This window comes from uncultured Tessaracoccus sp., from assembly GCF_947255005.1.
Lineage (GTDB): Bacteria > Actinomycetota > Actinomycetes > Propionibacteriales > Propionibacteriaceae > Arachnia.
Genome location: NZ_CAMYFI010000058.1, coordinates 1 through 14,174 on the forward strand (window position 1 = coordinate 1; position 14,174 = coordinate 14,174).

Genomic DNA, 14,174 nt, shown 5'->3' on the forward strand with positions numbered 1-14,174 from the left:
GCGAGCACGCGTCGCACCACAGCCGCCGGGTCGGGCGCGTCCATGACCGCCCTGACCAGCGCTACTCCCGCGACCCCTGCCGCGGCGAGGCGAGGGACGTCGTCGGGGGTGACGGAGCCGATCGCGATCAGCGGCAACTCAGTCGCGGCCACGAGCGGCGGATAGCCATCGACGCCGAGCGGCTTGCGGCCGGAGTACTTCGTCGGGGTGGGGCGGAACGGGCCACATCCCACGTAATCGACGACGTCCGCGAGCCCCTGCGCGGCCTGGACCAGCTCGAGGGTGCCCGTGGTCAGCCCGATGATCGCTTCCCGCCCGAGGAGAGCGCGGGCATCGCGCGGGTGGAGGTCGTCCCAGCCAAGGTGGACGCCGTGGACCGGTTCCCTGCGCCGTCTTGCGGCCCATGCGACGTCGGCACGGTCGTCGACGAGGACGCGGGTGCGGGGATTGGCGGCGACGACCGCCCTCGCCACCGCACACGTCAGCTCGAGGAGCGCCCGCGTGCCGAGGTCCTTCGCACGGATCTGCACCACACCGGCCCCGGCCGCCGCGGCCGCAGCCGCCTTCGCGACGACCTCCCCGCCGCTCCCCGACGTGATGACGTAGCAGCGCCAGTCAACCCCGCCAACACGCGCCGCGCGGTGCGAGCCCCCTTGCGAATCCGTCATCGTCCCACCTCATCCAGTGCGTCCTTGAGGTGCGTGCGGAAGGTCCCCGGTCCGGCGGCTCGCGTCTCGGCCACCTCGCTCGCCCGCTTCAGCCACGTCGCTGCCGCGACAGCCGCATGGAGGGGCTCCGCGACGACGCAACTCGCCGCCGTCAGCGCACCTAGCAGGCATCCCGTCCCGGTGACGCGCGGCAGGAGTGGGCTGCCACCGTCGATGCGGACCGCCGTCGCCCCGTCGGTGACAAGGTCTGACACGCCGGAGACGGCCACGATGCTCCCCCATCGCCGCGCCAGCGCTGCTGCCGCGTCGGCTGCCTCGTCGACGGAGGCCGTCGCGTCCGCGCCCCGTCCGCCGGGTCCGGTCTGGGCGAGCGCCAGGCACTCGGAGGCGTTGCAGCGGACCACCGTCGGGCCCTTCGCGACGAGCCCCCTCGCCATCGCGGTCCGCACCGGAGGCACGCCGATCGCCGTCGGGTCAAGCACCCACGGGTGACCAGCCGCGATCGCGGCGTCGACCGTCGGGGGAATTCCATCGACGGCATCCGTCGAGAGCGTGCCGAAACCCACGAGCAGCGCGTCCGCCACTGCCGTCATCGCGGGCGCCTCGCCGAGGGTCTCGGTCATCATCGGACGGGCCCCGGCTGCGAGCAGACCGTCCGCAACCAGGCCCATCGACACCGTCGCCGAGATACAGTGCACCAGCGGCGCCCGCTCCCGCACCGAGCGCACGACCGTCTGCCAGTCCGTCACGCCGACACCTCCTCTGCCTCGCGGGCTACCTCGTCGATCTCGGCATCGAAGTCACGCGGCGCGAGCCGCGGCCCAACGAGCGCAGCGCCCACCACCAGCGCCCCGCCCAGCAGCAGCATCGCCGTCGGCGCCCCCTGCCGCCCGAGCAGACCTTCGAGCGCAGGCAGGTACAGGGGGTACAGCGCGGGCAGCACGAGCGAGAGCGAGTAGCCCATGCCGTAGCCGGTCGAGCGCACTCCCGTCGGGAACCGCTCGGACAGGTATGCCGCCACCGGCCCGTACATGCTCACCGTGACCACCTGCAGCAGGGCCGCCCACAGCGCAGCGCGCGGAAGATCGTCGGCGACGACGACGGCCCTCCACACGAACGGCGACGTCAGCAGGGCCACCAGCCCCCAGCCCACGAACAACGCCCGTCGCCCGACGACGGTCGACAAGTGCCCGGCCAGGACCATCGCCGCCGCCTGCGCGAGCGAGGCCGCTCCCATCGCGATGGCCGCGTCGTCGGGCGCGAGGCGCGCATCCTCGACCAGTCGCCCCGGCAAGATGAGGACGGTCACGGCGGTCATCAGCCACAGCCCACTCATGAGGGCGAACACCTGCCAGAACGTGCGCGAGTGCCGCCCGACGAGCACCGCCCGGCCGCGCTCCCGGCGGGCCCTCGCGAGCCCCGCGTGCCGATGGAACGTCGGCGCATCCGCCACCTGCAGTGAGTAGAACATGAGCATCGCGCCGGAGCACAGCGCCCCGACGACGAACAGCGCCCGCCAGCCCCACTGCGCGTACGCGTCCTGCCCGAGCCAGCCCAGCATCGCCGCCGTCGCGAACGCGATCGAGCCCTGCGCGAGCGGCGCCATCGACAGGATCAGCCCCGACATCAGCCCCCGCCGGCGCGGCGCCGACCACTCCATCGCCAGCGGAATCGCCGCCGAATACTCGCCCGCGACGAAGACCCCGCCCAGGAAGCGCAGCGCCAGCACGAGCCACAGCGTGGCGGCGCCGAGCGCGACATGCGTCGGCATGACGGCGATGCCGAGCGCGCACAAGGCGGTGCCGGCGATCGCGACGCGCGTCGTGCGGGTGCGCCCCAACCGGTCGCTGACCTGCCCGAACACCGTCCCGCCCACCGGCCGCCCCAGCAGCATCGCGACGACGACCAGCGGCCCCGCCGCGGCGCCGGCGCCTGGCCCGGCGAGTGCGCCCATCGCGGGGCCGAGCGCGATGAGTGGAAGGAACACGTGGATGTTGTCCACCCAGTTGCCGACGACACCCGCCCGCAGCGCGGCCCGGCCCGCCTGGGGGAGATTGGCGACGCCGAGTCCGCCCGTCATGCCCGCGCACCCGCCCTAGCGGCTAGCGCCCGACGAGCGCGGTAGCCGTGGTCGACCGGCCCGTGGCCGCCCCCGATCTCGAGGTCCGCTCCATGCGCGATGGCCTCGTGGAGCCAGTCCGTCGCCCAGGAGAGCGCGTCCTCGGGTGAGTCGCCGGCCCCGAGCCTGGTGGCGAGCGCGGACGAGAGCGAGCAGCCGGTGCCGTGGGTGGTCGTGGTGTCGAGGCGCGGCGTTGACGTCGTGTGCACGGCCCCGTCGGGCGAGACCCAGTGGTTCGACGCGGTGTCGAGACTTGTCAAGTGGCCGGTCTTCACGACGACGGCCACTCGGTGCTCCGCCGACCACCCGCGTGCCTGGGTGATCGCCGCCTCTTCGGTCTGCGCCGGTTCGGCCCCCGTCAGGACGGCCAGTTCGCCGATGTTGGGGGTGATCACGCTCGCCCGACGACACAGCTCGCCCAGCGCCTCCTCGGCTTCGGGGGCGAGCAGGCGATCGCCGCTGGTCGCCACCATCACGGGATCCACGACGAGCACCGGCACCGGGCAGCGTTCGAGCCACTCACAGGCCGCGCGGATGACGTCAGCCGTCGCGAGCATGCCCGTCTTCACGGCGTCCACTTCGATGTCGGCGCTGATCGCGTTGAGCTGGGCGGTAAGGAACGACGGATCGGGCACGTGGAGACCCACGACGCCCTGGGTGTTCTGCGCGGTGAGTGCGGTGATGGCCGCCATGCCGTAGCCGCCCGCGGCGGTGATGGATTTGAGGTCAGCCTGGATTCCGGCGCCGCCGCTCGGGTCTGAGCCAGCGATCGACAGGACGCGCGGGATGCGCGGGTGCAGCAGTGCCATGGACAATCCCTTCGTCAGTGCGAACTGCATCAGGTTCCACGGGTGTGATCTCAGCGCCGACGGCGCACCCCGTGTCCGGATCGTGAGCCTAGCACAGGGGTGGCCGGAGGGACTCGTCGGTGATTCCCGAGACCTCGCGGGGGCAGCTAGGCAGGTGACACTTGATCCGCTCAGTTGCCGCACAGGTTGCACCTGCCCGCGGGGAGAGGTCTGGACCGACGACGAACCGCCGCCGACGCCATCCCCACCGTCCGAGTACACTCGCGCCCATGTCTCTCACCCGACGGGTGCTCGCCCTGGCGATCCCCGCATTCGCGGCGCTCATCGCCCAGCCGCTCATGACACTCGCCGACACCTGGATCGTCGGCCACCTGGGCACCACGCAACTCGCCGGGTTAGGCGTCGGCGCCGTCATCCTCACCACGCTCACCGGCCTCATGGTGTTCCTGGCCTACGGCTCCACCGCGACGGTGTCTCGCCAGGTGGGCGCGGGCAACACCCGCCGCGCGCTCGAACTCGGCATCCAGGCCATGTGGCTCGCACTCGCGCTCGGCATCGCCCTCGCCGGGGCCGCGTTCGCAGGCAGCGACTGGCTCGTCGCAGCCCTCGGAGCCAAATCCGACGTAGCCACTCACGCAGCTACGTACTTGCGGTGGGCGCTGCCGGGAATGCCTGGAATGCTGGTGATGCTGGCCGCGACGGGCACGTTCCGCGGGCTCGAGGATGCCAAGACCCCACTGGTGCTCATGGTGGGGTCAGCATCGCTGAACTTCGTACTCAACCTGTTGTTCGTGTTCGGGCTGCACCTCGGCATCGCGGGCGCGGCGCTGGGCACTGCGGTCGCGGAAACCACCCTCGGTGCCGTCGCCACCGCTCTCATCGCGCGCAAAGCACGCGGCGCGCGGGCGCGTCGGGCTCCTCACGTGGGCGACATGTGGCTGAACCTCACGGTCGGCATCCCGCTCATGCTGCGCACGCTGACGTTGCGCGTCGCCATCTTGCTCACCACGTACGTAGCGACGGCGCAGGGCCCGGCGGCGCTCGCGGCGCACCACATCGTGATGCAGGTGTGGAACTTCCTCGCCAACGCGCTCGACGCCATCGCCATCGCCGGGCAGACCATCATTGGCACCGCGCTCGGCGCATCGAACCGCGACGAGGCCCCCGCTTTCACGTCGCGCATGACGCGCTGGGCTATCGGCGTAGGCGGCGTGCTCGGCGCGCTGGTGCTGCTCACGCACCGGCCGCTCGGCGCATTCTTCTCCCCCGACCCCGACGTGCGTGGCCTCACCGTCTGGGTGTTCGTCATCGTCGCCGTGGCCCTACCACTGGCTGGCTACGTGTTTCTCCTCGACGGGGTGCTCATCGGCGCGGGCGACGGGCCGTACCTGGCGAAGGCGGGCATCGTGGCGCTGGCGATGTACGCGCCGCTGGCGCTCGCGTCGCTCCTGCTGCCGAGGGGGCAGCTGGGGCTCGTGGGGCTGTGGCTCGCGTTCTCGTTCGGCTACATGGGCGGGCGCGCGCTCACGCTGTGGCGGCGCGCCCGCAACGACGACTGGATGCGCCTGGGCACCCACGAAAGTTGACCGTTATCCTCCACGAGAAGCGTTTAACCCCGCGCTTTCGACGATTTTTGGCAGGCGTGGAGGATAACGGTCATTTGGGCGGCGAGCGCCTCCCCGAGATCCTCGAAAGTGCGCGGCACCCGCCCTCTCGACGCCGCCACCGCCCCGCCGGTTTCGGCTCCGACGGTGGCGGCACCCGAAGATCTGAGCGCCGGCACGTGGATGAACACCGCGGGCATGCCCAGCCCGTAGGCGTGGTAGGCCACGAAATTGCACACGAAGCGCCCAGCATCCACGCTGGGCTCGGCGGCCCAGCCAGCCTCAGACATAGCCCCGACAAGGGCATCGACGTCCACACTCGCCGCACGCTCGCCCGCTCCACTCACGACGATCGCCTCGCCTCGAGGCTGGAACCCAGCGTTATCCGCAATACGCGCTCGCATCTCGTTCACGGCCACGCGCTCGGGCGTGATGGCCTCCCGTCCGCCGGCCTCCCCCAGGCAGACCACCGCATCCGGGCGATACTCAGCCACCGCAGCATGCAAGGGCGTAACGTCGAACACCACCGGAAGTTCTACCCCGACGAGCTCCGCGCCGGGCTCGCTCCACTCGGCCAGGAGCGCCCGCATCGCCTCCCGCGACGCGTTCTCCGCGTCGCCGCCGAAGGGCTCGAAGGAAGTCACCAGAATACGCATGCCCTCCACGCTAGCGACCTTCACTACACCCAGTGGACACATGACCGTCACCTTCTATTAATGTACGGGGGTGTGAACACTGGGACCGACCCACACGCAATGCCGACGGGTGAGCCGCGGCAATGGCTGGGGATTGATCGCAACTGGCACCTCACGTTCGGAGGGCTGCTCGCCATCAGCGCGCTGGCCTTCGGGCTCTGGTCATTCGGCTACGTCGGCGGGCCAAGCATCATCTTGGTGACCGCCATCGCGTTTGGCCTTTTCATGGCGTTCAACATCGGCGGTAACGACGTCGCCAACTCGTTTGGCACCTCCGTCGGGGCGAAGACCCTCACCATGAAGCAGGCGCTGCTCGTTGCGGCGATCTTCGAGGTCAGCGGGGCGATCCTGGCCGGCGGAGAAGTCACCGACACCGTCCGCAGCGGCATCGTCGATTTGAGCGCGGTACATCTGGAGCCCATCGACTTCGTGTACATCATGATGTCGTCCCTGTTCGGTGCAGCGTTGTGGCTCCTCATCGCGACGAAGTTCGGGCTGCCTGTGTCGACGACGCACTCCATCGTCGGCGCAATCGTCGGCGCCTCGCTCACGCTGGGGTTCATCACCGACCAGGGAACGCTGGCCATGGTGCAGTGGGATGGCATCCGCGACATCGCCATCTCGTGGGTGCTCTCGCCGGTGCTGGGCGGCATCGTCGCCTTCGCGCTGTTCTACGGCATTCAGCGGCACATCTTGCTCTACAACGAGAAAGCGGAGCAGCGTCTCCGTGAGCTCAACGCCGCCCGCATGGCGGAGGGTGAAAAGCAAAAGCGGGAGTTCAGCCGTCTCACTGAGCTCCAGCAGGTGGCCTACACCAACAAGCTCATCCGCGACTCGGAGCTGGCGAAGAACCCCGACATCACCCCCGATCAGCTGGAATCCGATTACTACAAGGCGCTGAAGAAGATCGACAAGCAGGTCGACGACGTGCGCTCGCACCGTGCGCTCATGATCGGGGTGCCGCTCATCGGCTCTTTGGGTGCGGTGGTCATCGTGTCCATGCTGCTGTTCAAGGGGCTCGCGAATCTGCACCTTGGCTTCAACACCGTGTCCGTCGTGCTCATCTTGCTGATGGTGGGCTCCATCGTCTGGCTAGCGCTTTCGATGTTCGCCAACACCATGCGCGGTCAGCAGCTCTCCAAAGCCAGCTTCCGGTTGTTCTCCTGGATGCAGGTGTTCACTGCGTCGGCATTCGCGTTCAGCCACGGGTCGAACGACATCGCCAACGCCGTCGGTCCGTTCGCGGCGATCCTCGACGTGCTACGCACCCAGCAGATCGCGGCCACCGCCGTCGTACCCACGCCGGTGATGTTCGCCTTCGGCATCGCCCTGGTTGCCGGCTTGTGGTTCATCGGACGGTCGGTGATCCGCACCGTCGGGGAAGGACTCACGAAAATCCACCCGGCGTCCGGGTTTGCCGCCGAACTGTCTGCGGCCGCCGTCGTGATGCTGGCGTCGGTGTTTGGGCTGCCCGTCAGCTCCACGCACATCCTCATCGGCGCCGTGCTGGGCGTCGGGCTCGTCAACCGTGCCGCCAACTGGCGCCTGATGCGGCCCATCTTCTTGGCCTGGATCATCACGTTGCCCGTGGCGGCGGTGGTGGGAGCGATCGGGCTCGTCGTCTTGCGGGCCGTGTTCTGACCTACGGGTAGAGCCTCGTGGCGCGCCAGGCGTCTCCGTCGCGCACGAAGCGCGCGCGGTCGTGCGCACGCCCAGGCAGGCCCTGCCAGAACTCAAACTCGTCGACGTCGATGCGAAAGCCACCCCAGTCGGGCAGCGGCACGTCCTTGCCCTCGAACTGTGCCTCGGCCTCCGCCAGCTCTCGGGCGAACTGTTCGCGCGAGGCCAAGGGCCGCGACTGCTTCGACACCCACGCCGAGACCTGGCTCGCGTGCGGGCGCGAGTGAAAATAGGCCTCCGACTCTTCGCGGCTGATCTTCTCGACGGTGCCCGTCGCCTGGATCTGGCGCATCGGTCCCGGCCAGTAGAACAGCGCATTCGCCACCGGGCGCTCAGCAAGGTGCACGGCCTTGTCGGAGCCGTAATCGGTGAAGAACACGAGCCCCGCGGGCGAAGCCTGCTTCAGCAGCACCACACGCGACGACGGCCTCCCGCCGGCATCCACGGTGGCGAGCGTCATAGCGTTGGGCTCGGGCACCTTGGCTTCAATTGCGGCGGCGAGCCACTCGTCGAAGAGCTCCCAGGGGTTGCGGCAGGTGATGCTGGCTTCCAGGCGTTCGCCCTGGTAGTCGGTGCGCATCGCGCCGAGGTTGCGCTCAGGCATCGTCGCGCTCCTCGCTCGCAGTGGCCTGGTGCTCGAAACCGAAACGGAGGGCGTCGGGCAGCGGGTGGGCCTGCCATTCATCGTCTTCGCATTCCAGAAGGGCGAGTTGGCCGTCTTCGATGATGAGGCGGACGACAACCTCCACCCCGTCTGCGGCACCCCGCCCGACGACGGGGAACGCGTAGTCAGACACCAGTGTGCGAGGTGCGTCGGGCTGCACCACGAGCGTCACCGGCTCATCTTCGGCCCACGCGAGCTGCTGAGCCGTGGCGAGCTGGGCGCGCAGCTCGTCGGCGCCCCACCCGTCGCACTGGGCGAGCATTGCCTCGACGATCTCGCGCACGCGGGGTCCGAGCGGGATGGGGGTTTCGTCTTGCGGCTCGTCGGAGGGGTCGAATTGCGCGGGCCGCTTGGAATCGAGCGCGAGCGCCACTACGCTGAGCGCGCCCGTCGCGGCGGCCATCCACCTGCGCGGGTGCTTCGCGCCCCACCTGCGCACGGTGTCGGCGCACCATGCGTCGGCGGCGAGCAGCGGCTCCCGCAGTCCGAACGTGACGCCAGCGGTGGCCACGCCGAGCGCGGCGCCGTAGCCGGGCATGACGGCGCGATACACGACGTCGTCCTCCTCCTCGGGCAATGCTGAGAGGCCGGTCAGCGCGGAGACCGCCGCCCAGTACGCCCACTTCTGCCAGCCGCGCAGCGAGCGGGGCTCAATGAGAGTGAGCCCCGTCGCTGCCGCGTAAAGGCCAGCTTCACGCCAGTTGATTCGCCTTGTCATATAGCCAGGTTACTGGCTGATGGCAATCCCATCGCCGCCGGCAGTGACGTCGAAGGTGACGGTGTCGCCGTCGAAGATCTCGCCGGCGAGCAGCTTGCGGGCCAGCTGATCTTCCAGCGTGGTCTGGATGAGGCGACGCAGCGGGCGCGCGCCGTAGATCGGGTCGAAGCCCGTCTCGCCCAGCCACTGCTTGGCGGCGGGGGTGACGTCGACGGTGATCCGCCTGGGCGCGAGACGCTTGTTGAGGCGGGCTAGCTGGATGTCGACGATGCGCTGGAGCTCGTCGGAGGTGAGCGCGCTGAACAGCACGATGTCGTCGAGGCGGTTCAGGAACTCCGGACGGAAGGCACTCCTGACTACGCCCATCACCTCGTTGCGCTTCTCTTCGTCGCTCTTGATCGGATCGACGAGGAAGTGCGACCCCAGGTTCGACGTGAGGATCAAGATGGTGTTGCGGAAGTCCACCGTGCGACCCTGGCCGTCGGTGAGGCGACCGTCGTCGAGCACCTGCAGCAGGATGTTGAACAGGTCGGGGTGGGCCTTCTCCACCTCGTCGAGCAGCACGACGGAGTAGGGGCGACGGCGCACGGCCTCGGTGAGCTGGCCGCCCTCCTCGTAGCCGACGTAGCCGGGAGGTGCGCCGACGAGGCGAGCCACCGAGTGCTTCTCGGAGTACTCGCTCATGTCGATGCGCACGAGCGCAGTTTCGTCGTCGAAGAGGAACTCGGCGAGGGATTTCGCGAGCTCCGTCTTGCCGACGCCGGTGGGGCCGAGGAAGAGGAACGAGCCGGTGGGCCGGTTGGGGTCGGAGATGCCTGCGCGGGAACGTCGCACGGCGTCCGAGACGGACTGCACCGCCTCGCGCTGCCCGATGAGGCGCTCGCCGAGGCGATCCTCCATGTGCAGGAGCCTCTCCTGCTCGCCCTGCAGCAACTTGCCGACGGGGATGCCCGTCCACGCGGCCACCACCTCGGCGATGTCACCGTCAGAGACCTCCTCCGAGACCATCGACGGGGTGGCGTCGCTGGCCTCCGCCTCAGCGAGTTCCTTCTCGGCCGCCGGGATTTCGGCGTAGAGAATCTGCGACGCGCGCGTGAGGTCGCCTTCGCGTTGGGCCTTGTCAGCCTCGACTCGGAGCTGATCGATCTGCTTCTTCACGTCGCCGACGCGGTTGAGGCCAGACTTCTCCTGCTCCCAGCGCGCCTCCAGACCGCGCAGCTCCTCCTGGGCGTTCTCGAGCTCCTGATTGAGGGCATCGAGGCGTTCCTTCGACGCCGGGTCGTCCTCGTTCTTCAGCGCCATCTGCTGCATGGTCATGCGGTCTACGTCGCGACGGAGCATGTCGATCTCCTCCGGCGAGGAGTCGATCTCCATCCGAAGCCGTGACGCAGCCTCGTCGATCAGGTCGATGGCCTTGTCGGGCAGCTGTCGCGAGGTGATGTAGCGGTTGGACAGCTGGGCTGCGGCGACGAGGGCTCCGTCGGTGATCCGCACTTTGTGGTGCGCCTCGTAGCGCTCGCGCAGGCCGCGGAGGATCGCGACGGTGTCTTCGACGCTGGGCTCACCGACGAAGACTTGCTGGAACCGACGCTCGAAGGCCGGGTCTTTCTCGATGTGCTCGCGGTACTCGTCGAGGGTGGTGGCGCCGATCATCCTGAGCTCGCCGCGGGCGAGCATGGGCTTGAGCATGTTGCCCGCATCCATCGCCCCATCGCCGGTGGCCCCGGCCCCGATCACGGTGTGGAGCTCGTCGATGAAGGTGATGACCTGGCCTTCTGCGTCACGGATCTCCGTGAGCACGGCCTTGAGGCGTTCCTCGAACTCGCCGCGGTATTTCGCGCCGGCCACCATTGACGAGAGGTCGAGGGAGACGAGGCGGCGGCCCTTGAGCGAGTCGGGCACGTCGCCGGCGATGAGGCGCTGGGCGAGACCTTCGACGACGGCGGTCTTGCCGACGCCGGGCTCGCCGATGAGCACGGGGTTGTTCTTCGTGCGGCGGGCGAGCACCTGCACGACGCGGCGGATCTCCTGGTCGCGGCCGATGACGGGGTCGAGTTTGCCGTCGCGGGCGCGCTCGGTGAGGTCGACGGAGTACTTGTCGAGCGCGGATTCCCCGCTGCCTTCCGAGTCTTCCGACGTGACCCGCTTGCCGCCACGCGCCTCATTGAAACGCTGCGTGAGATCGTCGGCGGTGAGGCCTTCCGCATCAAGCACGCGCTTCGCGTCGGATTCGACGGTAGCGAGCGCAATGAGGAGGTGTTCCGTCGCGGCGAACTGGTCGCCAAGCTGATTGGCGATGGTCTCCGCAGTGGCGAGCACGCGCAGGAACGCGCCGGAGAGCGTGGGCTGCGAGACGGAGCTGCCCGTCGCGGCGGGCAGTCGTTTGATGGCAGCGACGGCGCCCGCGTCGACGCGCTGCGGGGATGCGCCGGCGGCCTCGAGCAGGGCGCCGACGGTGTTGTCGGGTGTGAGTAGCAGGCCGTGCAGCAGGTGCTGCGGCTCTGCGCTGGGGTTGCCGCTGGTGAGCGCCTGCCTGACGGCAGCAGTCACCGCGTCGCGGCTCTTGGTGGTGAGCTTATCGGTGTTCATGGGCACTCCTGAGTTGATTTCCAAAGTTGAGTCTACATCACTCAACTCTTGCGGCGTGCTGTTTATTCCCGGCGGGTCTGGCAAGTTGGTCGGCCCATCTTCGGCACTCACTTGCTTCCCCCTGCCCCTTTGCCTCCCGCCCAGCAGGGGCAACCTGTGCGGCTCTGTCCCGGAACATGTGTCACCTGCCTAGCCGCGACGAGGCGCCGTCGGGAAGCAGGTGACACTTGATCCGCTCAGTTGCCGCACAGGTTGCACCAGCTTGGGCGGGCAGGGCGGGGAGAGGGGAAGCAGGAGTGAGAACCGACGCCCAGCCCAGACGGCTACGGCTTGAACACGACGAAGGGGTCGGTGACGGCGAGTTCGCGCTGGGTGAAGCGGTAGAGCCGGGCCGGGCGACCGCCCTCGACGCCGGAGGGCGCGCGCTCACCAGTGGCGACGAGCTGCCCGCGCCGCTGCAAAATGCGCTGCAGGTTGGTGGCGGACACGTCGTGCCCCAGCACCGCGGCGTAGGCATCACGCAACTGGGCGACGGTGAACTCGTCGGGCGCCAATGCGTAACCCACGTTGGTGTACGACAACTTCGCGCGCAGCCGCTCGACGGCCACCCGCGCGAGCCCGTCGTGGTCGAAGGCCATCTCGGGGAGCTCCTCGACGTGGACCCACGCGGCGTGGTCGGGGATGGCCGGGTCGCAGCTCCATGGAATGAGCCCGAGGTAGCCCGTCGCGATCGTGCGGTCGAACGGATCTCGGCCAGGCGCGCTGCGCGTCTGCAACTGCTCCAGGTACGCGACGGCCTCAACGCCCACCTTCGCAACCAGGTGCCGGAGCACGGACTCGTCGAGCGATTCGTCCACCTCGACCGCCCCACTTGGCAGCGCCCAGAGCCCCTTGAACGGCGAGCGGCTCCGACGATACGCCAGCACCGTCAACCCCTCCCCCGGCCGCACACGCATCACGGCGGCCACGGCCTCGTGCCGAAACTTGGCAACGCCGGCGCCGTCGCGCAGGGGCCCGCTCGGAGCCGTGTTGCCATTCACCATGGTGCGCATGCTACCCTCAAACCAGTTTGCGACTCTTAGGCGAAAACTGGAGGAAGCATGAGCATCTCGAGCACACTCGAAGCGCCCTACGAGCGCTGGACCGCAGAGCAATGGGCACAGTGGCGCGACGACGTCCACGCCCTCGCGCGCGAACGCGACGCCGTCATCCTGGCCCACAACTACCAGTTGCCCGAGATCCAAGACGTGGCCCACCACGTCGGCGATTCCCTCGCCCTCTCGCGCATCGCAGCCGCAACGGACGCCCGCGAGGTGGTGTTCTGCGGCGTGCACTTCATGGCGGAGACCGCGAAAATCCTCTCCCCCGACAAGCGCGTGTTCATCCCCGACGCGGCCGCCGGCTGCTCGCTCGCCGACACCATCAACGCGGACCAGCTGCGCGCCTGGAAGGCCGAGCACCCAGGCGCCGTCGTCGTCTCCTACGTCAACACCACCGCCGAAGTGAAGGCTGAAACCGACGTGTGCTGCACCAGCTCGAACGCCGTCGACGTGGTCAACTCGATCCCCGCTGACAAGGAGATTCTCTTCTGCCCCGACCAGTTCCTCGGCGCCCACGTGCGCCGCGAGACGGGGCGCGACAACATCCACGTGTGGATGGGCGAATGCCACGTGCACGCCGACATCTCGCCGTCGGACCTCACCGCTATCGTCCGCGCCAACCCAGACGCCGAGCTCTACGTGCACCCCGAGTGCGGCTGCACCACGTCGGCGCTGTGGATGGCCGAGTCTGGCGAGCTGCCGCGCGAGCGCACGCACGTGCTTTCCACCGGCGGAATGCTCGACGAGGCCCGTCGCGCAACGAGCTCGAAGGTGCTCGTCGCCACGGAGATCGGCATGCTGCACCAGCTTTCCAAGGCCAACACCACGACGGAGTTCATCCCCGTCAACCCCCGCGCCGCGTGCCCGTACATGCGCATGATTACCCCCGACAAGCTGCTTCGCTGCCTCACCGACGGCCGCGACGAGGTATTCGTCGATGACGCCATCGCCGCCCGCGCGCGCCAGGCCGTGGAGAAGATGGTGGCCATCGGCAACCCCGGGGGCGGAGAGTGACCGAGCTCGCACTCCCGCCCGCCACACATCACCACGAGGCCGACGTGGTGATCGTGGGGTCGGGCGCGGCCGCGCTCAGCGTCGCATTACACCTTGCCGTACACGGAATCGCGACGGCGATCCTCACCCGTGCTGACGTCATGGCAGGCTCCACCGACTGGGCGCAGGGCGGCCTGGCGGCGGTCTGGAGCCCCGACGACTCCGCAGAGTCGCACGTGCGCGACACCCTCGTCGCGGGCGCCGGGGCGTGCGACGAAGAGGCCGTGCGCACGCTCGTCGCCGAAGCCCCCGTCGCGATCCGGCGCCTCATCACACTCGGTGCGCAGTTCGACCGCGCCCGCGGAAACTACAGCCTCCACCTCGAAGGCGGGCACAGCGCGCGCCGCATCCTCCACGCCGGCGGCGACGCGTCGGGGCATGAGGTGCAACGCACGCTCGTCGCCGCGCTCCAGCGCATCCTCGACGGCGACTCCCCCGCCACGCTCCACCCGGGCATGCGCGCCGTCGACATGCT

13 protein-coding genes and 1 riboswitch are annotated in these 14,174 nt (G+C 69.1%); of the genes, 4 read left to right on the forward strand and 9 right to left on the reverse strand.

The features are described 5' to 3' along the window. The 4 genes from Q0X61_RS10520 to thiD all read right to left on the reverse strand — a co-directional run. Window positions 1-668, reverse strand: a 668-nt coding sequence (locus tag Q0X61_RS10520) for a thiamine phosphate synthase (RefSeq protein WP_297742485.1), incomplete at its 3' end; no start/stop codon positions are given. Then, complete coding sequence (gene thiM / locus Q0X61_RS10525) at window positions 665-1,417, reverse strand: hydroxyethylthiazole kinase (RefSeq protein ID WP_297742486.1); 753 nt, start codon at window positions 1,415-1,417, stop codon at window positions 665-667. The genes Q0X61_RS10520 and thiM, both read right to left, overlap by 4 nt. Next, window positions 1,414-2,748, reverse strand: a complete 1,335-nt coding sequence (locus Q0X61_RS10530; protein WP_297742487.1) for an MFS transporter — start codon at window positions 2,746-2,748, stop codon at window positions 1,414-1,416. Before Q0X61_RS10530 ends, thiM begins: the two co-directional genes overlap by 4 nt. Further along, complete coding sequence (thiD, locus tag Q0X61_RS10535) at window positions 2,745-3,626, reverse strand: bifunctional hydroxymethylpyrimidine kinase/phosphomethylpyrimidine kinase (RefSeq protein WP_297742488.1); 882 nt, start codon at window positions 3,624-3,626, stop codon at window positions 2,745-2,747. The genes Q0X61_RS10530 and thiD overlap by 4 nt, the downstream gene beginning before the upstream one ends. Continuing rightward, a riboswitch (TPP riboswitch) is annotated at window positions 3,585-3,678 on the reverse strand. (Overlaps the previous gene by 42 nt.) 187 nt (window positions 3,679-3,865) lie before the next feature. Here thiD and Q0X61_RS10540 point away from each other — a divergent pair. Then, window positions 3,866-5,182: an MATE family efflux transporter gene (locus tag Q0X61_RS10540; RefSeq protein WP_297742489.1), complete on the forward strand. Its 1,317-nt coding sequence runs from the start codon at window positions 3,866-3,868 to the stop codon at window positions 5,180-5,182. A gap of 23 nt (window positions 5,183-5,205) precedes the next feature. Here the strand turns inward: Q0X61_RS10540 and Q0X61_RS10545 are convergent, their stop codons facing one another. Then, window positions 5,206-5,856: a hypothetical protein gene (locus Q0X61_RS10545; RefSeq protein WP_297742490.1), complete on the reverse strand. Its 651-nt coding sequence runs from the start codon at window positions 5,854-5,856 to the stop codon at window positions 5,206-5,208. Window positions 5,857-5,928: 72 nt separating this feature from the next. On the opposite strand from Q0X61_RS10545, the gene Q0X61_RS10550 reads away from it, so the two are divergent. Next, a complete protein-coding gene (locus Q0X61_RS10550) occupies window positions 5,929-7,536 on the forward strand; it encodes an inorganic phosphate transporter (protein ID WP_297742491.1) in 1,608 nt (535 codons plus the stop codon). 1 nt (window position 7,537) lies between these two features. Here Q0X61_RS10550 and pdxH read toward each other — a convergent pair whose 3' ends face one another. The 4 genes from pdxH to Q0X61_RS10570 all read right to left on the reverse strand — a co-directional run bounded on the left by pdxH (window position 7,538) and on the right by Q0X61_RS10570 (window position 12,589). Continuing rightward, entirely contained in the window at window positions 7,538-8,179 is a 642-nt protein-coding gene (pdxH, locus tag Q0X61_RS10555) for a pyridoxamine 5'-phosphate oxidase (protein ID WP_297742492.1), read from the reverse strand. Then, window positions 8,172-8,957 (reverse strand): hypothetical protein, encoded by a 786-nt coding sequence (locus Q0X61_RS10560; protein WP_297742493.1) that lies wholly within the window; start codon window positions 8,955-8,957, stop codon window positions 8,172-8,174. Before Q0X61_RS10560 ends, pdxH begins: the two co-directional genes overlap by 8 nt. Before the next feature lie 9 nt (window positions 8,958-8,966). Beyond that, a complete protein-coding gene (clpB, locus tag Q0X61_RS10565) occupies window positions 8,967-11,546 on the reverse strand; it encodes an ATP-dependent chaperone ClpB (RefSeq protein ID WP_297742494.1) in 2,580 nt (859 codons plus the stop codon). 323 nt (window positions 11,547-11,869) lie between these two features. Next, on the reverse strand, window positions 11,870-12,589 hold the full coding sequence (locus tag Q0X61_RS10570) for an NrtR DNA-binding winged helix domain-containing protein (protein WP_297742495.1): 720 nt from the start codon (window positions 12,587-12,589) through the stop codon (window positions 11,870-11,872). A 57-nt stretch (window positions 12,590-12,646) separates the two neighbouring features. On the opposite strand from Q0X61_RS10570, the gene nadA reads away from it, so the two are divergent. Together nadA and Q0X61_RS10580 are read left to right on the forward strand one after the other, a co-directional pair. Next, window positions 12,647-13,660: a quinolinate synthase NadA gene (gene nadA / locus Q0X61_RS10575; protein ID WP_297742496.1), complete on the forward strand. Its 1,014-nt coding sequence runs from the start codon at window positions 12,647-12,649 to the stop codon at window positions 13,658-13,660. Then, on the forward strand, window positions 13,657-14,174 hold a 518-nt coding region (locus Q0X61_RS10580), incomplete at its 3' end, for an FAD-dependent oxidoreductase (RefSeq protein WP_297742497.1). The genes nadA and Q0X61_RS10580, both read left to right, overlap by 4 nt.

What these genes read in the sequence shown, in the direction of transcription:
- pdxH (WP_297742492.1), bottom strand. Translation starts at nt 8,179, where the DNA reads ATGCCTGAGCGCAACCTCGGCGCGATGCGCACCGACTACCAGGGCGAA.
- Q0X61_RS10560 (WP_297742493.1), bottom strand. Translation starts at nt 8,957, where the DNA reads ATGACAAGGCGAATCAACTGGCGTGAAGCTGGCCTTTACGCGGCAGCG.
- Q0X61_RS10540 (WP_297742489.1), top strand. Translation starts at nt 3,866, where the DNA reads ATGTCTCTCACCCGACGGGTGCTCGCCCTGGCGATCCCCGCATTCGCG.
- Q0X61_RS10530 (WP_297742487.1), bottom strand. Translation starts at nt 2,748, where the DNA reads ATGACGGGCGGACTCGGCGTCGCCAATCTCCCCCAGGCGGGCCGGGCC.
- nadA (WP_297742496.1), top strand. Translation starts at nt 12,647, where the DNA reads ATGAGCATCTCGAGCACACTCGAAGCGCCCTACGAGCGCTGGACCGCA.
- clpB (WP_297742494.1), bottom strand. Translation starts at nt 11,546, where the DNA reads ATGAACACCGATAAGCTCACCACCAAGAGCCGCGACGCGGTGACTGCT.
- Q0X61_RS10570 (WP_297742495.1), bottom strand. Translation starts at nt 12,589, where the DNA reads ATGGTGAATGGCAACACGGCTCCGAGCGGGCCCCTGCGCGACGGCGCC.
- thiD (WP_297742488.1), bottom strand. Translation starts at nt 3,626, where the DNA reads ATGCAGTTCGCACTGACGAAGGGATTGTCCATGGCACTGCTGCACCCG.
- Q0X61_RS10545 (WP_297742490.1), bottom strand. Translation starts at nt 5,856, where the DNA reads ATGCGTATTCTGGTGACTTCCTTCGAGCCCTTCGGCGGCGACGCGGAG.